The sequence below is a fragment of the Microcoleus sp. D2_18a_D3 genome, assembly GCF_036702455.1.
Classification (GTDB): domain Bacteria; phylum Cyanobacteriota; class Cyanobacteriia; order Cyanobacteriales; family Microcoleaceae; genus Microcoleus.
The window spans coordinates 1-18,872 of record NZ_JAUBTK010000040.1 but is presented as its reverse complement, the minus strand read 5'-3'; the positions used below and the strand labels follow the sequence as shown (position 1 = coordinate 18,872).

General features: G+C 45.5%; 18 protein-coding genes. 12 read left to right on the top strand and 6 right to left on the bottom strand.

What is annotated here, in order from left to right; genetic code table 11:
* The first annotated feature begins 56 nt into the window (after positions 1–56).
* Positions 57–1,493, top strand: coding sequence for a nickel pincer cofactor biosynthesis protein LarC (larC, locus tag QUB06_RS18620; RefSeq protein ID WP_333436534.1), 1,437 nt, complete (start codon positions 57–59; stop codon positions 1,491–1,493).
* A gap of 14 nt (positions 1,494–1,507) precedes the next feature.
* On the opposite strand, the gene QUB06_RS18615 is transcribed toward larC, so the two are convergent.
* Positions 1,508–2,863 carry an NB-ARC domain-containing protein gene (locus QUB06_RS18615; protein ID WP_333436533.1) on the bottom strand — a complete coding sequence of 452 codons (1,356 nt, stop codon included), beginning with the start codon at positions 2,861–2,863 and terminating at the stop codon, positions 1,508–1,510.
* A 539-nt stretch (positions 2,864–3,402) separates the two neighbouring features.
* On the opposite strand from QUB06_RS18615, the gene QUB06_RS18610 reads away from it, so the two are divergent.
* The 4 genes from QUB06_RS18610 (at position 3,403) to QUB06_RS18595 (ending at position 6,094) form a co-directional block, all read left to right on the top strand.
* Positions 3,403–4,269 carry a peptidoglycan-binding protein gene (locus QUB06_RS18610; protein WP_333436532.1) on the top strand — a complete coding sequence of 289 codons (867 nt, stop codon included), beginning with the start codon at positions 3,403–3,405 and terminating at the stop codon, positions 4,267–4,269.
* 93 nt (positions 4,270–4,362) lie between these two features.
* Positions 4,363–5,190, top strand: coding sequence for an N-acetylmuramoyl-L-alanine amidase (locus QUB06_RS18605; protein ID WP_333436531.1), 828 nt, complete (start codon positions 4,363–4,365; stop codon positions 5,188–5,190).
* 55 nt (positions 5,191–5,245) lie between these two features.
* Positions 5,246–5,683 (top strand): hypothetical protein, encoded by a 438-nt coding sequence (locus QUB06_RS18600; protein ID WP_333436530.1) that lies wholly within the window; start codon positions 5,246–5,248, stop codon positions 5,681–5,683.
* Positions 5,684–5,947: 264 nt separating this feature from the next.
* Positions 5,948–6,094, top strand: coding sequence for a hypothetical protein (locus QUB06_RS18595; protein ID WP_333436529.1), 147 nt, complete (start codon positions 5,948–5,950; stop codon positions 6,092–6,094).
* Positions 6,095–6,360: 266 nt separating this feature from the next.
* Here QUB06_RS18595 and QUB06_RS18590 read toward each other — a convergent pair whose 3' ends face one another.
* Together QUB06_RS18590 and QUB06_RS18585 are read right to left on the bottom strand one after the other, a co-directional pair.
* The gene (locus tag QUB06_RS18590) at positions 6,361–8,709 is read right to left on the bottom strand and encodes a PhoX family phosphatase (protein ID WP_333436528.1); all 2,349 of its coding nucleotides are present in this window, start codon (positions 8,707–8,709) and stop codon (positions 6,361–6,363) included.
* A 289-nt stretch (positions 8,710–8,998) separates the two neighbouring features.
* Positions 8,999–9,466 carry a hypothetical protein gene (locus tag QUB06_RS18585; protein WP_333436527.1) on the bottom strand — a complete coding sequence of 156 codons (468 nt, stop codon included), beginning with the start codon at positions 9,464–9,466 and terminating at the stop codon, positions 8,999–9,001.
* 299 nt (positions 9,467–9,765) lie between these two features.
* On the opposite strand from QUB06_RS18585, the gene folK reads away from it, so the two are divergent.
* From folK to QUB06_RS18560, 5 genes are all read left to right on the top strand, one after another.
* Positions 9,766–10,254 carry a 2-amino-4-hydroxy-6-hydroxymethyldihydropteridine diphosphokinase gene (gene folK, locus QUB06_RS18580; RefSeq protein WP_333436526.1) on the top strand — a complete coding sequence of 163 codons (489 nt, stop codon included), beginning with the start codon at positions 9,766–9,768 and terminating at the stop codon, positions 10,252–10,254.
* Between the two features lie 181 nt (positions 10,255–10,435).
* Entirely contained in the window at positions 10,436–10,984 is a 549-nt protein-coding gene (locus tag QUB06_RS18575) for an NUDIX hydrolase (RefSeq protein ID WP_333436525.1), read from the top strand.
* Positions 10,985–11,134: 150 nt separating this feature from the next.
* Positions 11,135–12,586, top strand: coding sequence for an FAD-binding domain-containing protein (locus QUB06_RS18570; RefSeq protein WP_333436564.1), 1,452 nt, complete (start codon positions 11,135–11,137; stop codon positions 12,584–12,586).
* Positions 12,587–12,701: 115 nt separating this feature from the next.
* Positions 12,702–13,376: a Uma2 family endonuclease gene (locus QUB06_RS18565; RefSeq protein WP_333436524.1), complete on the top strand. Its 675-nt coding sequence runs from the start codon at positions 12,702–12,704 to the stop codon at positions 13,374–13,376.
* Positions 13,377–13,443: 67 nt separating this feature from the next.
* Positions 13,444–14,091 (top strand): Uma2 family endonuclease, encoded by a 648-nt coding sequence (locus QUB06_RS18560; RefSeq protein ID WP_333436523.1) that lies wholly within the window; start codon positions 13,444–13,446, stop codon positions 14,089–14,091.
* A gap of 102 nt (positions 14,092–14,193) precedes the next feature.
* On the opposite strand, the gene QUB06_RS18555 is transcribed toward QUB06_RS18560, so the two are convergent.
* Positions 14,194–14,643: a hypothetical protein gene (locus tag QUB06_RS18555; protein ID WP_333436522.1), complete on the bottom strand. Its 450-nt coding sequence runs from the start codon at positions 14,641–14,643 to the stop codon at positions 14,194–14,196.
* Positions 14,644–14,740: 97 nt separating this feature from the next.
* Here QUB06_RS18555 and QUB06_RS18550 point away from each other — a divergent pair, with 97 nt between their 5' ends.
* Both QUB06_RS18550 and QUB06_RS18545 read left to right on the top strand, forming a co-directional pair.
* Positions 14,741–15,043, top strand: a complete 303-nt coding sequence (locus QUB06_RS18550) for a hypothetical protein (protein ID WP_333436521.1) — start codon at positions 14,741–14,743, stop codon at positions 15,041–15,043.
* 500 nt (positions 15,044–15,543) lie between these two features.
* A complete protein-coding gene (locus QUB06_RS18545; protein WP_333436520.1) occupies positions 15,544–17,676 on the top strand; it encodes a pentapeptide repeat-containing protein in 2,133 nt (710 codons plus the stop codon).
* 166 nt (positions 17,677–17,842) lie between these two features.
* Here QUB06_RS18545 and QUB06_RS18540 read toward each other — a convergent pair whose 3' ends face one another.
* A complete protein-coding gene (locus tag QUB06_RS18540; RefSeq protein ID WP_333436519.1) occupies positions 17,843–18,694 on the bottom strand; it encodes an FAD-dependent oxidoreductase in 852 nt (283 codons plus the stop codon).
* A partial coding sequence (locus QUB06_RS18535) for an ISAzo13-like element transposase-related protein (RefSeq protein WP_445251398.1) occupies positions 18,642–18,872 on the bottom strand: 231 nt, incomplete at its 5' end. The genes QUB06_RS18540 and QUB06_RS18535, both read right to left, overlap by 53 nt.

Sequence of the window (18,872 nt, the reverse complement as noted above, 5' to 3'; positions counted from 1 at the left end):
AGTGGGCGATCGAAATATAGAGTGAAACAATCAATGCTAAAAATTAATTGTTAACAATGAATAAAATAGCTTATTTTGACTGTCCAACCGGCATTGCTGGCGATATGTGCATCGGAGCTCTCATCCACGCCGGCGTTCCTTTAGAATACCTAATCGAAAAACTCAATTTGCTCGGCATTTCGACAGAGTACCAGTTGCGGACGGAATTAGTCCACCGGAATACTCAACAAGCAACTAAATTTTATGTGGATTTAGCTGCGGATTTGTCGTTAAAACCTGAAAATCCCGCTACCGAACTCGATCCCTCGGAAACGGAATCCCCGACTTTCGACGCCCGCCATCACCATCATCACGGGGAAGAACATTCTCACAGTCACGGCGAAGCAGATGCCGAAATTAGCCACAGTCATCACCGCAATTTACCCGAAATTGAGCAAATCATCGTCTCTGCAAAATTGCCAGCGCGCGTGGAAGCTTGCAGTTTGGCCGTATTTCGCAAATTAGCAGAGGCAGAAGGTGCCGTACACGGTATCCCCGCAAGCGAGGTTCACTTTCACGAGGTGGGGGCGACGGATGCAATTATTGATATTGTGGGTACTTGTTTGGGTTTGGATTGGTTGGATATTCAGGAGTTTTACTTTTCGGCGATGCCGACTGGCGCAGGTACGGTGAAGGCTGCACACGGCCGATTAGCGGTGCCGACGCCGGCGGTGATGCGGTTGTGGGAAACGCACCGAGTGCCGGTTTATAGCAATGGGATAGATCGCGAATTGTGCACTCCTACGGGAACTGCGATCGCCTGTACTCTCGCCGCTAGTTTCGGGCCGCCACCGTCGATGCAAATTCAGGCGATCGGTTTGGGTGCAGGTTCTCGAAACCTGGCAATTCCTAATATTTTGCGCCTCTGGATTGGGGAGAAGGAAGAGGGAAGTTCGGCAACGGATTCTGTAACGGATGTAACGGATGTCAGAAAGAGGGAAGAAGGAAGAGGGAAATTTTTAAACAATACTCAATTCCCAATTACGGATTCCCAATTACCGATTACCAATTCCATAGAAACTATTACGGTGTTGGAAACGCAAATTGATGATTTGAGTCCGCAGGCGATCGGCTATGTTTTTGATGCTTTGTTTGCCGCCGGATCTCTGGATGTTTTTACTGTCCCAATTGTGATGAAAAAGTCGCGGCTTGGGGTTTTGTTAACTGCGATTTGTCATCCAGAATTTGAGGATGCTTGCGAAGCTGTGATCTTTCGCGAAACTACTACTTTGGGAATTAGGCGATCGACTCAACAGAGAACTATTTTACACCGAGAAATCCAGACAGTTAAAACAGAATACGGCGAAGTCAAGATAAAAGTTGCGAAGTCTGGACAAACGATTGTTAATGTGCAGCCGGAATATGAGGATTGCGCGGAAATTGCCCGACTTAAAAATATTAGTTGGCGGGAAGTTCACCGCTTGGCGCTGCAAAGTTGGTACGATCGCACTTAATCAATCACCAAGGCTTAAGCTATCAATAAGTTAAGTTTGTTTGTCATCATTTCTTGCTCAGCATTTTGGAATAAGCGTTCTCTCACATACTCGACGATCGCAGGTTGTAGCGTTAAACTTGTCGATGCGGTATTGTCGGGCGATCGCCGATCCTCGATGAGCGATCGTTCAGCCAGCCCCTCCAATGCTTCCATCAGTTGCCTTCCAGACACTCTGGGCAAAATTTCAGCTTTTAACTTCCCAGGAGTCGCTCCTTCTTGGTTAATTGCGAGCCAGTACATAATTTTTTGTTGCAGGGGAGACAAGCGATAGAACTGGCGATCGAGCAAATCCCAGAAATGGCTAAAAACAGTATTTCCTTGTACTAAAAATGCGTGAATGTCACCGCCAAAAAGTGTTTTAATAGTCGTTGCAGCAAGTTTGAGGGCGAGGGGATTGCCGCCAAAGTAGTTGACAATATCTTGACACTGCAATAGGGTTGCCTTTAATCCTTTATCGGCGATGATTTTCTGGCATACGGGCGGTGAAACTCCGAAGAGTTGGAGCGATCGCACGGGTAAATTTTCGCCCGATCGCACAGCAAACCCCCCCGGTTTTTCTCGTCCGGTTAAAATCAGACAACTTTGGTGCGGTTCGTCAGCAATGCGCGCCAATAACTGTCGATAATCTTCATACCCTTGTTGATATTGTCCGCTGCGATTTCCCCCTTGCAAAATCGACTCCAGATTGTCGAAAATTAACAAACAGCGTTTTTGCCGCAACTGTTCCATGAGAGCATTAATAGAGTTATTTTGTGTGTGTTCAGAATTAGTTAAAAGCGGTAAAATATTGCTGAGGATAACATCTAATTGCGGTGCTTGCTGCAAACTCCGCCAAATCACGAATTCAAACTGAGATTGAATTTGCTGAGCGAGTTTGACAGACAGAGAAGTTTTGCCGATACCGCCAAGTCCAAAAATACCAATCAGACGAGTAGAATTGCTGCTAATCCAAGTTTCTAAAGTTTCCAGTTCCTGCTGCCGATTGTAAAAGTGCGAAACATCTATCGCTTCTCCCCAATTTTGAGTGCTGCTATCTGCTTCGCTAGCGTGCAAGATGCCCGCACAGCAATGCTGGTAGCGGCGCAAGACTGCTTGCAGATTTTGCTTTGAGATTTTTTCGCCGATGATTTGAGAGAGATTTCGCCACAAATGCGAACCGACTTTTTTGATATAGTCATGTTCGTAAAGTAAGCGATCGGCTATCTCTTGATAAGAGTGTCCCTCCCAAGTTTCCAGAAAGACGCGGGATTGAATGTCATTGAGTTTTTGCTTTTTGTTTGCGGATTGTAACAGACTATCAACTAGGACGATCGCCTCTTGTGCTGTCATAGCGATTTTGATCTATTAAGTAAACTTACTGAGGTTTCATGACTGCGAGATGCTTTTCAGGAAAGAAAACAAATTTACACAATTGAGCCAAATCAATAGGGTTACAAGCCCCAGGTACAGGCTGTGAAGTCAATTTTGTTATCTAAATAAAATTTAACATCTAAAATCGATTGACTGCTAGCAGCCTTTAAGGGAATTTACGTAAGTTTACAAAAAGTTGTCACTTTTTCTCACCGGCAGGGCGATGGGTTTGGGTTTTGATGGGGAAAGTCAAACTATTCAGAGTCAAGCAAACGAGCTTAAGGAACTAAAGATTGGTTTGCATACGAGAGACATATATCAATCGCAGGCCATCTTAAAATTGGAGTGCAGGGTGCTGACTCAGCCATTAACGTCAATTCAGATTTGACTTTTGGTTGCCCAACTCGATTACTAGGTGGGACTAAACCTGCATACTGGGTCGCTATTTTAGCGGACTTGACTTCGGAGGGTTTGGAGAATACAAGAGACGTGAAAAAACAACTTACTAATTAACTTCAATGCAAAAACTTAAGGATACCCTTCTGATCAATGCTTGCAATACTGGTCTAATTAGAGGTTTGAATCTTCAAATTATCGCCGTCCTCAACTCAATTGCTCCCAATATTCTTGTAGATTTTACAGACATTGAAGGTGTAGTTGCAGTTGGCGATAAAAATAATCCGTTCTTGCAGGCTGCTGCCAAGAATTCGCTAAAAATTGCCGTAACAGAACGCCGGAAAGCTGAAGGAAACGCCGTAAAACTAATCGTTAATTCGGCCTATCGTACTGTGGCACAACAGTACCTCCTAAATCTTCAGTTTGAACAAGTTGCCGATCGATGTGGCATTCAAGCGGTTGCGCCGCCAGGATTTAGCAACCATGAAAGCGGACTTGCACTAGATATTCAGGATCATATTGGCTGGGAACCTTTTCTTGAAAGACACAGCTATGTCTGGTTTGGTCCCGGAGATCGACCTCATTTCGACTTCCGCTTTTTTGCTGCGACGCGAGAGGATATCGGAACTTTGGGTATTCGTGCCTTTCAGATTCTTTGGAATAAATACAATCCTACCGACCAGATTCTGGTAGATGGGGATTTTGGCCCTCAAACGGCAGGGAGATTGAGAGAGTCACCGGCTGAAGGTTTTAACAATCCATTCCCAAGGGTACTAAGACTGGAAACACCACCCATGACAGGCGATGATGTCAGAAAAGTTCAGGAGTCTCTAGTTAGTAATAAACTGACCAAGATCGACATTCCCATTAATAGCATATTTGATTCGGTAACTGCAGCTGCGGTCAAGCAATTCCAAGAAGCAACTAAGCGTTTAGCAGTTGATAGTGCTGTTGGTTCGCAAACCCTAAAAGCACTAGGTCTTGTTTGAAAAGTAGCGGTAGGGCGAGCATTCCAGCCCGCTGGCTGAGTGCAGTCAACGCTTTAACCTAGAGAATCTTAACCAAATAGGAGCACTTTAATCATGCCATTTACCGCAAAAGTTGTAACAACAGCCGCATGGGGAGCCAGACCGCCAATATCGGGAAGATTTCCTTTTCCCAGGACTGCTCCCCGTTATGTCATCGTCCATCATACAGACAACCAAAACCCTCCTAACGATCCATCAAGAGGCACAAGTGAAGGAGCGATGCAGTTGGCACGAAACATTCAAAAATTTCACATGGATGTTAATGGTTGGTCGGACTCAGGACACAACTTCTTAAATACGACCGGAGGGTTTATTCTAGAAGCTCGGCATGGTTCCCTAGATGCTGTAAAACAAGGGTTTTCTATCCAATCAGCCCATGCAGCACAAGACCCAGGAAAATTAGCTAACGGCAATCAATCTCCTGGCATTGAAAATGAAGGCAATTTCATGACCTTTCAAATGGGTCAAAAGCAATGGCAGAGCCTTGTAGAACTTTGTGTCTCATTATGTGATTCTTGCAATATTAGTCCGCGTAATATTAAAGGACACAGAGATTTCAGCAATACTGATTGTCCGGGTGATTTGTTGTACAGTCAACTTCCCCGTTTGAGAAAACAAGTTGCCGATAAGCTAGGTCTGCAATTCACGCCAGAAGAGCTAGAAAATGATTCGCAAGTTGTGGATCTAAAGTTTGGCTCAACAGGTTCAGCCGTTATCAAACTACAACAGCGATTGCGCGATCGGGGATTTAATCCAGGAGCCGCTGATGGTGTATTTGGTGAAATTACAGAAGCGGCTGTAAAAGCTTTCCAGCGTTCTGTTGGACTTCTCGATGATGGAATAGTTGGGAGCAACACTCGAATGGAGTTAGGACTTAGTTAACCTTATTCCTGATTGTTTTAAATCACAGGCAAGGTGTACTTAAGTTATTAATGCCTTGCCTGTATTTAGCGTTATAGGGCATATACCAGTTGAATTAATAGTTGAATTGATCATGCAAGAAATACCAGAAGAAATTGAGGCGCAAATCAAAAGATGGCATCAGTCTGCCTATATATTACATTCCATTTATCTGTTTTTTGGAGTGATTTCAATCGTCTCATCTTTACTTGTTGCTACCTTTGTTGAAGAACTCGGAACTCATAGAACAAAAGTGCTTTCTGCAATTAGCGCAATTTCATTAGCTTTGATTAGCACAACAGATGTTAAACGAAAAGGTAATGGGTTTCGTCAAGCTCAAAGACACTTAAGAGCTGAATCAATGAGATTTCACGCTGGTAGTAGCTCACCGGAAAAATTAGTGGCTGCTTTCGCCGAAGCAGAAGCGATGATAGGAGACGTAAATTTTGACCCAAAAAAGTTATCTCAGGATTAGAAGATATGCTCACAACTGTCATAAAATCGCTCGTCACAGCTTTTGGAACAGCAATTGTTACTACTGATGATGAAAGCAGCCGCCGCGCTTGTAAAATCTGTTTTTGCCACTGCTCGAAATTCTGTATATTTGAGCTACCATCTATCTCAACGATCGCCCTTATTTGCTCCATCAGTTCGATCGCCCGTGGTAGGCTAAGCTGCTAGCTATTAGGATGGCTATCGCACTTCGTCACTTGTTCATATCCTCACAAAATCACCTGCAATGAAGGTTGCAAGTGCGATCGCCCTTTCCTCTACCTCGACAACTTACCAATTTACAAAGCGTTACAAAACCATGTCACGTTCTGGCGGGAAAATTACTGTTGTATCCGCAGATAATAAGTACGTAAAAATCCCTAGCTCACAATAGGGCGATCGTCCTACCTTTCTGATTCTTGCGAGTAAAAGGTATATTTACACTTTATTGTAGCTTACACAGGTAGATTCGAGCTATTCTAGAAACATACTTCATTCTCGATCGCATTATGGTTGCCTTACGCGATCGCCCATCACTGAGATATTGCACCATTCTTAATAAGCTTTTATGAACAGGCAAGATGCCTGTTCCACAAAGAGTGAATTTTCTTGTGGAACAGGCATCTTGCCTGTTCTTGAAAATGGTGTAAGATGTGAGATTTAAACAAACTGGCCCGTTGGAGTCGATCGCACGCGACGAATTCCAATCACCGACGGCATCGGCGATCGACGCCTGTCATTCTCAATATTACTCGGCCACAAACTGCCGCGAGACACACTCCGAGTCTGATTAAAAACCGCACCGTTCAAATCCAACATTTCAATTTGCCGACTCAGTACAGTACCATCATCGATCGGGCAATCTTCCCCCGGATGCTGCACCGCAAGCAAGAGGGTATCTCCCACAAAAGTCGGCCCCGTCATTTCGCACCGATTCGGGCCGTAAGCAAACGGAATTACTGTTCCTGCATTCGGCCCAGAAGTCGGAATATAAAAGAGCCAATTGTTGCCGAAAACTCCAGTAAAATCTGACACATTTCCAGTCTTTTTATGGTCGATCGTCGTTGGCTTTCCAGCCGCACCGACATCAAAACCGTTATGCGTGCTCGTAGACATATCAGTCACGCCCCAGACATTGCCTTGAGTGTCAAAAGCCAAATTGTCTACACTAGCAAATCCCGCGCCAGAGACTGAACCCGCTTCTCCACCTTGGGCCAAACGCTGCCAGCGGAAAGTCAAACCTGCACCGTCTGGACTGTCTTCAATTATTTTGTAAAGTCCTCCCGACTGCTGGGTGCTGTTGACTGCGCTACCGTATTTAGCAACAGTAAAAATGCGAGAATCTGGATAGCCGTCGCTTCCCGGTGCGGCATCAGTATAAGCAATGAAAACTTCTTTAGTAGTAGGATTAACTTCCAAATCTTCCGGCCGCGCCGTCGGAGTGCCACCAATCAAATTAGCAGCTAAGAAAGCATCAACTAAAACCGCGCCTTGGCTGCTGTAAAAATTAGCAAGAGTTTTATTGCTATAGCCAGGAAGTGCTGTTGCTTCATTGGTTGTATCTACTACAAAAGAACCGCCGTCTTCGGTTTGACCAGCAATTCCGGCGCGTTTGGGCAAGCGAGTAGCGGCATCTCTTTGAGCTTTGCCAAAACTTGCTAATTCCGCCTCGCCAACTTTAGAAGGACGCACCGGATTTGTCGGGGTATTTAATGTCAGTGGCAGCCATCTTCCCGTACCGTTGCGGTTATATTGGGCTACGTACAAAACGCCATCTTCAAACAATCGGCTGTTGTTTTTATCTGCGGGATTTGTGACAGTACCGTTGCTGACAAATTTCCAAGTGTGTCCGCCGCGCCGATCGTCCCCCATGTAGCCTATTAACTTGCGGCCTGCTTCAGCGCGAATCCCGACGTTTTCGTGGCGGAAACGACCCAACCATGTGTGCTTCCGGGGGCGGAAACTTGGATCTTGGGGATCAACTTCTACCATCCAGCCGTATTTTTCGCCGACTAAGCCGAATTCCTCACCGGTAGTACCCTTGGCGTAGCCGGTTTGGCCGCCGTTGGGTTTGACGTTTTCCTGAACCCCGACGAAGAATAGTTCGCTACCTTGGAAGTTTTCTTCAGCGGAGAGGATTGTGCCCCACGGGGTTGTGGCGCCGGAACAGTTGTAGGCTGTACCGATGATGCGGTTGCCGAGTCCGTCGGTGTTGACTTGCGCGAAGACTTGGGTGGCTGCGGGCCCCGTGCCGGTGAGGTACTCGTTATCCCCTTGTCTGGTTCCCCAGGAGGTGACATCTTTGTATTTGTCGGTACGCTGGCTGTTGATTCCGAGCCCTGAAAGTCCGTGAATGCGTCGGTTGAGGGGGTCGCCGGCGATCGCCTGAAATCTACCGTTAGACTGTTTGGTGATGCGGACGATCGAACCACCGAGATTGTACAGAAATTCGCCAAGGGTATCCCGATTCTTTACCGATAAGTCTATACCGAGGACAGCGCGATCGGTTGTGGGAAATGGTGCCAGATCAGACGGCGCTTCCGGCGCCACTTTCGACATCGGAAAGCCTACATACTCGTGGTTAACCCAAAGATAACCGTCGTCACTGCTGCCGCGAAGGCCTACGAAGCCGGTGTAGTCGTTGTTGTAGCCGAAATAGTCTGCCGGATTGGGGAAAACTCGATCGCCCCAGCGGACAATCACATAACGTTCGTATTCCGGCGGCACAACCACATCGTCAACAACGCTGTAACTCGTTAATCTAGTATCCTGCGAGGCAGCCATCACGATTCCCTGTCCCCCCGGCGCCATCGCCATGAAGCTGGGCAGTTCTCGATAAATCGGCAGCGGGTGGGGAAGTCTTACAGGAGTGAAAGATGTCGGAACAACAGCTTCAGCAGCGCTGGAATTGATGCTGAACAGTTTTTGAGTTAGCCCAGGAGCAAGCACAGTGGTAGCCGCACTGCTGCCGAAGAAAATTAGCAGTTGTCGGCGAGTTATTTTAGACATAAATTCCTTTTCAAACCAACATCTCTAATCTGATGATTCCGTATGAAACTCTATCACTTTTCAATTAAGGGAAGTTAACCTGAAGGTTAATTAAAAGTGGGAGATATTTAGGTTAACAACAAGTTAAATATTGTAATTGGCAATTGGTAATTGGGAATAGAGAGAGAGATTCAGGAAAAAATATCTATCCGTGTATCCGTGATTTCCGTGTCGTGCTGTTGGTTATTTGTTATTTGTTACCAATGCCCCATGCCCCATGCCCCATGCCCAATGCCCCATTACCAATATTTCAATCATCTCGAAAACCTGGATCATTTTCTCTGGAGGTTGATCGACTACGCGCAGGTACATTAATCACTTGCGAAAACCCAGAATTTGCGGGCGAAATATTGCCGTCTCTGAATCCCAGCAGCAATTGAGCATCGGCAAAATATCTAGTCCACTGTTCGATTCTCGCATCTTTTTGCCAGTCGTGGCGGGATACTCTCGATCGCAAAACTGGAACTCTTTGTCGGCTGCGATCGGCTGTAATGATGATTGTAACTTCTGTTAATGCCGGATTTTCTTGAAACTCGCGGGCGATCGACTCTTTCGCTAAATCTTCCGCCTGCTGCACTAAACTCGCAAAAGATGGACTGCCCTCCGAATCTAGCGTAAGGTAGCGCTCTTTTGTTTCAGCCAAACCTATTGATCTACTTGCTGTTAAGCTGATAATTGCTAGAATGACGGCCGACAATAAGCGTAGGTACAAATTCATTATTTTTGAAACTAAATACTAACACTTGTCAATGATACTTAATAAAATTTAACAGTAGGTTAATATTTGATTAAAATAATGTTTTGGGTCACCATGTTTCCCTAAAAAAGTGTCCTGTAGGATCAATTTACCACCAAAAATTAGGCTTTTAGAGGCGGGTTTTACTCGAAATATTTGTCGGTAGTAAAGGAGATCGATCAACCCGCCCCCGCGTTACTCTTCTTCCCTCTTCCTGCTTCCTGACATCCGTTACATCCGTTACATCCGTTACACAATCCGTTGCCGAACCTTCCTTCCTTATGAAATCAACAAAATGTGCGATCGCCCTTGGTAGCAACTTAGGCGACTCCCTAGCCACACTCTCTAGCGCGATCGCAACCCTCAACAACACCCCAGGAATAGCAGTAAAATCTCATTCAAGCTGGTATCAAACCGCCCCCGTTGGGCCGCCGCAACCCGATTACATCAACGCCTGTGCCATCCTAGAAGTTGCACTAGAACCAGAACAATTGCTAGCAGCTTTATTAGAAATTGAAATAAAATTTAATCGAATTCGCCGAGAAAAATGGGGGCCAAGAACCCTAGACCTAGATTTGCTGCTGTACGACAATTTAATCCTAGAAACTCCGACACTGACTCTACCTCATCCCCGGATGACCGAAAGAGCTTTTGTATTAGTACCTTTAGCAGAAATTGCCCCGGATTGGGTGCATCCGGTGACGAAAAGTGCGATCGCCCAACTGCTGCAAACCGCAGACTGTTCTGGAGTGGAAAAATTGCAAGTGTAAAAATTGAGTAAAATTCACGGATCGTACCAGTTTCAAAAAAAATGCAACCGTAGCTAAGCTGCCAACTGTGATAGTCATCAGTCATTCCCAATCTAAAATCTAAAATCTAAAATCTAAAATCCTATAAGATCGCCTATGATGTCTTAAATCGGTGCACTCAAACATTATTCGCTTCTCGCTTATGTCGATCGGTCAAGAACTACCCCAACTCCTCAAACAACGCCTATTTTACCAAGGGCGCAAATTCAACTTTGACGTAGCCACCCTCCGTCTTCCCAACGGTTCCGAAGGCGAGTGGGAATGTATTCGCCACCCAGGCGGAGCACTTGCAGTTCCCGTCACACCCGAAGGTAAACTCGTCTTGGTACGCCAATATCGCTTTGCCACAAAAGGGCGAATTTTAGAATTTCCCGCTGGTACGGTAGAAATCAATGAAAATCCCGCCGAAACTATCAAACGCGAAATCGAAGAAGAAACCGGATATCGCGCTGGAAAATGGCAGAAATTAGGGCAATTTTTTCTCGCCCCCGGTTATTCCGACGAAATCATTTATGCTTTCTTAGCCCAAGATTTGGAAAAACTGGAAAAGCCGCCAGCACAAGACGATGACGAAGACATGGAGACAGTTTTATTCACCCCGGAAGAATTAGAAAAAGCTATCTTAGCTGGGGAACCCATTGATTCAAAATCAATTTCTAGCTTTTTATTGGCCCGTCCATTTTTGACTTAAATAGGACTGACGGAAGAAACCCGGTTTCTGAGAAAAATCGTGCGTAAAACCGATAAATCTTAACTTAGAAACCGGGTTTTTGAACCCGCGTGTGTCCAGGACTGTAAAATCTAAAATCTAAAATCTAAAATCTAAAATCGAATGTCCGATATATCCAATCTAATTTTATTTTGGCACCGCCGCGACTTGCGTATTTCTGACAACATCGGACTGGCAGCAGCGCGCCACCAAAGCCCGAAAGTAGTCGGAATTTTTTGTCTCGATCGCAATATCATAAATCGGGATGACGTAGCGCCAGCTAGAGTCACATACATGATCGGCTGCTTGCAAAAACTCTCCTCGCGTTATAGGGAAGCAGGCAGCCAATTGCTGATAATTCAAGATGACCCGATCCTAGGAATACCGAGATTAGCAACAGCTATAAATGCTCAAGCAGTATTTTGGAACTGGGATGTAGAACCCTACGCCAAACAGCGCGATCAGTCCGTATCAAACGCCCTCCAACAAGCAGGAATTCAAGTTCACAATTTCTGGGATCAACTCCTGCACGCCCCAGATGAAATTCGCAGCGGTACAGGGACTCCCTACACAGTTTATACACCATTTTGGAAAAAATGGAACAGTAAACCCAAAGCCCAACCAGTAGAGACACTGCCGATAACTTATCTGGAATTAATGACCGGCTTAACCGCCGAAGAACAAGCAACCGCTAACCAAGCAGGTGCAATGGAAACAGTGCCAACAGCGTTGAATTTGGGATTTATTTGGGAAAATCCATTAGTAATAGAACCCGGAGAAGATGCAGCGCAACAAAAATTAGAAGAATTTTGCGATCGGGCAATTTACCAATATCAAGAACAGCGCAATTTCCCCGCCATTAACGGCACATCCCAACTCAGCGCAGCCCTCAAATTTGGTGCAATTGGCATCCGCACTGTTTGGCAAGCTACCCAGATAGTAATGGACACTTGCCGCAGCGAAGAAGCGTGCACAAGCATCCGCACTTGGCAACAGGAAATAGCGTGGCGGGAATTTTACCAACACGCCATGTATAACTTCCCAGAATTAGCAGACGGCCCCTACCGTCAAGCATTCAAAGACTTTCCTTGGGAGAACGATGAAAAGCTCTTTCAAGCTTGGTGTAAAGGCAAAACTGGCTATCCTATTATCGATGCAGCAATGCGGCAGTTAAATCAGACAGCTTGGATGCACAATCGCTGCCGCATGATAGTCGCCAGTTTCCTCACCAAAGATTTAATTATTAACTGGCAGTGGGGTGAAAAATACTTCATGCAAAAATTGATAGATGCCGACCTTTCTGCTAACAACGGCGGCTGGCAGTGGAGTGCATCAAGCGGCATGGACCCGAAACCTTTGCGAATATTCAATCCGGCGAGTCAAGCTCAAAAATTCGACCCGGAGGGGGAATATATTCGGCACTGGGTTCCCGAATTGCGCCGCGTTGATACTAAAGTTTTGCTAACAGGAAATCTTTCACCTTTAGAACGCCGACTTCTTCATTATCCCTCTCCGATCGTAGATCACAACCAGCAGCAGCGCAAGTTTAAGGAACTTTATAACCAGCAAAAAAACGCAGATTAGACTTCTCGATTTTTGGCGACATTTACCAGTAAATTAAGTTGAGGTAGCGCCGTGTTCCCACTCAAATTAAAAGATTGTATCAGTTATAATAAACTTAAATAAATCGGAGGTTGAAATGGTAACTCTGCAATTAAGGCAAATCAGTGTACCCCCAGGACATAGAGTGCTGTTCCATGATGTCAACTGGCAGGAATTTGAAGCAATTTTAGAAGAGTTGGGAGAAAACCGTGCCTCTAGAATAGCTTACAGTCAAGGAACTTTGGAGATTAGGATGCCACTACCAGAACACGAGAAAGCTAAAATCATTATTGGCTATTTAGTGAAAATTTTGTTTGAGGAACTAGAAATCGAATTTGAACCATTTGGTTCGACTACTTTCAAGCGAAAAGGTATGTTACAAGGAATTGAACCTGATGAATGTTTTTACATTCAGAATTATGCTCTAATGATTGGGAAAAAGCGGATCGACTTAACTGTCGATCCGCCGCCTGACTTAGCAATTGAAGTCGATATAACTTCCCAAACTCAACTTGATGCTTACGAAGCTTTGGGAGTACCTGAAATCTGGCGCTATGAAAATAAGAAGCTTCAGATTAATGTGCTTCAAGATGGGAAATATGTTGAATCGGAAATTAGTCCGATTTTTCCCAATCTGCCAATTCTTGAAGCTATTTCTCAATATTGCGAACAAAGCCAAACAGTGGGTACGAGTCAAACTCTCAGATTGTTTCGCAAGTGGGTTAGAGAACAAATCAGGCTTCGATCACTGAAGTCCTCACTACAAAGCTGACTGTTTCCCAATGCCCAATTACCGATACAGACAAGTTATCATAAACTTAAATAAATCGGAGGTTGAAATGGTAACGCTGCAATTAAGACAAATCATTGTACCACCTGGACATAGAGTGCTGTTAGATGATGTCAACTGGCAGGAATTTGAAGCAATTTTAGAAGAGTTGGGAGAACACCGTGGCTCTAGAATAGCTTACAGTCAAGGAACTTTGGAGATTAGGATGCCACTACCAGAACATGAATTCAATAAGGAAATCATTGGCGATATGGTGAAAATATTACTCGAAGAACTTGAAATTGATCGAGAATGTTTTGGTTCGACGACTTTTAAACGAAAAAGTATGTTACAAGGAATTGAACCTGACAACTGCTTTTACATTCAGAATCACGCTCTAATGATTGGGAAAAAGCGGATCGACTTAACTGTCGATCCGCCGCCTGACTTAGCAATTGAAGTCGATATAACTTCCCAAACTCAACTCGATGCTTACGAAGCTTTGGGAGTACCTGAAATCTGGCGCTATGAAAATAAAAAGCTTCAGATTAATGTGCTTCAAGATGGGAAATATGTTGAAGCAGAAATGAGTCCGACTTTTCCCAATCTGCCAATTCTTGAAGCTATTTCTCAATATTGCGAACAAAGCCAAACAGTGGGTACGAGTCAAACTCTCAGATTGTTTCGCAAGTGGGTTAAAGACCAAATACAAAATTGATATGAAATCCCTATTCCCCGCACTGGCTGTCACAACTCCGGCTTATTTACGATCGCCAAAAAGCCATTTTCTCACAGCCATCCTCCTAATTCCGTTGTATTTTTAATTTCGCTTTTGGGAAATAGAGAGAGAGTAAGGGTGTTGACCTTGAGCTCGATCGCCCACAAAAATAACATAAGTCCCCTTGTCCCCATAACCGGAAAATTCTACATTCCCCGCAGCAGCATTCGCCGGCAGCACGCAGAAACGCCCCCTCGGCCCCTGAATCATCAAACTCGGAGCTCCAGCGGTTTGTACTGCAATCCGCCAGTAAGGCAAATCCTGCGTTACTTCGATGACGTGGTTCGGTGCTTGGGAGACAAAACCGCAGTCGCCGCTATTGTTCGGGCCGCCGGAAACTCCAGAAACTCCCAGCGGTTCGGGAAATCCCGGAGCAATTTGTAGCGGTTGGCTCCGAAGGGCACCGGCATCCGCTAAAATCATTGCCAAGGCTAGGGTCACGATCGGGCTAAACCACAGTTTGCCGCGATCGCCCGGATAATGGATCTTCATGTTTCCTCACACAATGGCATTTGGTTCTAGTTCTTTGACGGTAGAGGATAATGGCGGTTCCAAACACATTAATCTAAACTAACTTCCGAATTTTTTTATGAATCCTCAAAATAACTTCAATTGGCAGCAAGCGTTGGGAGAACTAAAAGCTAAAGTAGAACGATCGCCGCTCATCAAACAAAATTCAGACAGCTATCAAGCCGTCGGAACCTTATACAATCAATTACTCGACAAGTTTCAAAGACTCCCCAAACCGGGACAGGTGGCAGCCTTTGCCGTCGGAGCGATAATTGTCCTGACAGTCTTCAATAGCATCGTAAAGCTAATTTCCGCCCTGATGACTCTTGCCGTTCTCGGAGTGCTAATCTACATAGCGTTTGACACTCACCGACCGTCCTAAAGGCGAGGTGATTCTTGGCTCCACGACTGACCTTACTACTCACTATCCTTACGGCAATACTTAAACCTTTCAACCGTGGAATACCACCAATTGACGAGCTTAACTTAGTTAATCCCAGAGGGTCTATCTCCCCAAGCGTACTAGGATATGAACCTAGAGTTCAGGCGTGCCCCGCCTTACTTCAGTAGTCAACAAAGTATTTGGTTCTCTGGTATTGGGATATTATTTTTTTTATCCCTAGCTGTTTTAAGAGTTTTCGCCGCTCTTTGCCCCTAAATTTATGCCTGAAAGTGTGTCTCAACTGTTTCACGATGGCAATGGAGTTTCACCCTGACAACTTAATTATAACCTGGTTTGGGGTTGCTTTGCCAAGCGTAAATTCACGCTCATCCAATAGAAAGCCGTCAAGCCAAGGACGGGGTTTTAAACCCAAATTTCTGATAAATTGGCAATATCTCCTGATTCCTCCAACTAACGACTAACAATAGGAAATTATAAATATGGCTAACCCCACCGCGCCCAGCGGCATCAATCAACCCGATCCGTCTTGGCAAACACAATCCAAGCAAATGCCACTGCTGGTTCGCAGGTGCGGCGCTTGGGCAGTGGAAATTTCGTTAATTGCGGCCAGCGCCCTCGTTCCCTTCAGTATCGGGGCATTGGTCAACCAGGAATCTCAAACCGTGCCGCTCAATTCCTCAGTAGCAGCAGCATCCGAAACCGTCGCCCGTACTTTGGGCATACCCGTGCGCGATCGCAGCCCCAGAGTCGCACCCCTAACTAATCTATTTTGGTCAGGGGCACTGCTGGCACCGGCAGTTTTAGCGGGGTGGCAACTGTTTTTGCTCGCCAGAACCGGTCAAACTATCCCCAAACGCTGGTTCGGCGTCAAAGTTGTCACAGCGTCGGGTATTCCTCCGGGTTTTGGGCCAGTGCTAATTCGCGAAAGTTTGGGGCGCTGGGGAGTGCCTCTGGGCGTCGCTTACGGCATTTGGCGCTTGAGCGGTGCGTTTCCTGATTTGCTGATTTTAGGGGGGTTGAGCGGCTTGGCAGTGCTCGCAGACGGCGCTTTTGCATTGCGCTACAAACGCCAATCCGGACACGATCGCCTCGCGAATACTTTGGTCGTCAATGCTCGATCGAATCAACTGTCTGCCGATCCTGTCCCGACTCAAGATTGGACTGAGGAAGACGCGCAGATTGCGGCTTTGGTTGTGACTCCACAAAGCAGCCTGAAAGCAAATGCCAGTTTGTGGAATTGGATGCGCCAACACCCAGGCACAACTTTGGTGATAGTTACCGTCGGTAGCGCGGGATTGATTTTAACTTTGTTTGTCGGCACTCTCATCTACACTCAAAGTCAAGCAAATATGCGGGATTCCCGGCAGCGGAACGACGAATTATTTGTAGCTTTAGTCAGCAAATTGTCTCCCACATCGGCTAGCGGGGCATCGGGCAGGCGATCGGCCATTTTGGCTTTGGGGGCGGTGGAAGACTCCCGCGCCGTACCGCTGCTAGCGGATTTGCTAGCTCAAGAAGACAACCGCGCCATGTTGGACGCGATCCAGCAAGCTTTAGTCAGTAGCGGGCCGAAAGCTTTGCCTGACTTGCAGCGGTTGAATCAAGCCCTCAGCAACGACCTAGAATCCCTGCGCTTTGGCGGCAAGGCCCCGGAACGCGAGTTAGCGGCCGCCCGCCAGCGAACAGTACAAAGGGCGATCGGCAAAATTCTCACAGTGTATAGCAGCCAACTCAACGGTGTCGATCTCAGCCGCACCGATTTAGCTCAAAGTCCTGCCGGCCCGTCTCAGTTTACTTTAGTTTTAAACAAAGTTGACTTGTCGGGAATTAAGTTGAGAAATGCCAATTTAACCAATGCCAGCTTGCAGGGAACTCGCTTTTACGGCACCGGCGAAGACAGGCGTCCGGGTACATTTGACGATTGGATTTCAGACTTGAGCGGCGCTAATTTGGAAGGAGTAAATTTGGTCGGGGCGTCTTTGAACAGTGCTGTAATGAACCGCACTACTTTTGTGCGCGCTGTCATGAACAAAGCTAATTTGTCAAACGGCAATTTGAATGCCGCTAATTTCAGCAGTGCTATTTTAATTGGAGCAAATTTACAGGAAGCACTGTTAAAAAATGCAAGTTTTACCGGGGCAGATATAGGAAGCGCGAATTTGTCGCGAGCGGATTTGTCAGGCGCGCGTTTGGCCAAAGTGAAGGCTCAAGGCGCTCAGTTGTCCTTGACAAATTTGTCTAAATCGGAATGGCAAGGTGCTGATTTGTCCGGTGCTGATTTGAGCGGCGCCAACTTACAAAAGGCCGATTTGACTTCGACTAAACTCGCCAACGTGAATTTAAAAGATGCTCAGTTGCAAGATGCGAATTTTCGGAATGCAGAGGTGAGTTCGGTTGATTTTAGAGGCGCGAATTTAGCGGGAGCGGATTTTAAAGGCGCTGTGTTTCTGGGGAAGGCAGCTTCGGATCAATTTATTCAAAATCCGACTGGCAGTAAATCCGGTCGATTCCTAGGAGTTGATTTTGCGGAGGCTAAGAATTTAGATAAAAGTCAAATTGCTTACATTTGTTTGCAGGGGGGGATTCATCCGAAGTGCCCGCAGAAGAAGTAAGGATTGGTTGTTAGCGAGTAGGCTAATACAGTTGAGCATTTAAATTGTATATTCAGGGCGGGTGGGACACCCCAAAAAAGTTTGATTATTTCTTGACATACAATTTAAATGCCACAACAGCTTAGTCAACAATCAATAATCATGAGGACTGCAACCGGAATTGATATTACGCAATAGCATCCGAAGTGACAAGATTCTCGAATTGCGCCAATAGCATTGCATCACCATTATTTGGGACTCCAAAAATTCTAGGTAACTGACCTGTTTCAACGAGAACTTGTCTCACTTCTCGGTTAGATACATCGGCTAGATTTTTGTTATTTAGAATGGCATTAACCGCAGCGATACCTACACCTTGACCAACGGCGGCGTTGAATTCCACAATTCTGCCAACAGAACAAGCCAACCCTTCAAATCCAGAACACGGACTGACCACTGCCAGGTTAGGAACGTTTTTAATTAATGCGTGGCGGATGCCAACATTAAAGATAGGCTGTTTAAAACTCAGACTTTTAAACCATCCTAGATTATTTGCTTTATCGCCAATACCCTGGATGCATCCCCGTACATCAAAATGATAGCTAAATGTTGCCAGTGCCTCATTAGCTGGTACGCCACCTAACAGCATTTGTGCGCCAGTTAAAGGTTCTACCACTCCTGTCACATTGCCAGCGTGTCTGATATAAAGTTCTGAGGCATAAGTAACAGAAGTAGCCCCCAAACTCTTTAGCCAAGTTGTAATAAATAACATCTCTCTTTGCATCTTAGCCGTGGGTTTGCTCCCGCTTCTCGCTAAGGCTTCCGCTTCGCTGGCGGTGACTGCAAATAAAAGCGCATTCCACGAAAGTCTGTCATTTGGAAGTATTGCTATATTTCCCTCATCTAAAATTACGCCAGTTTCAGAAAAAGATAGTTTTCTTCCTCTAAAGGAGTGGTAAGGAATGAAAAATAAATAACTTAATGAATTACTCAGGTTGGGGTACGGCTCGATAATTCCATTTGGGCAAATATTCGTCAAAAACAATTTGCATAGTATTTTTGAAATTATCAGCCACCTTTCGACCCGTTTGATAAACTTTATTAAGGATATTTACAGCTACAGATAGTCCCGTTTTAGTCTGAGTTTTTTCTACGAGAACTTTCACTAATTCTAAACTTGTAAAAATTACTCCTTGACAAGCCCTGGTAATATGAGG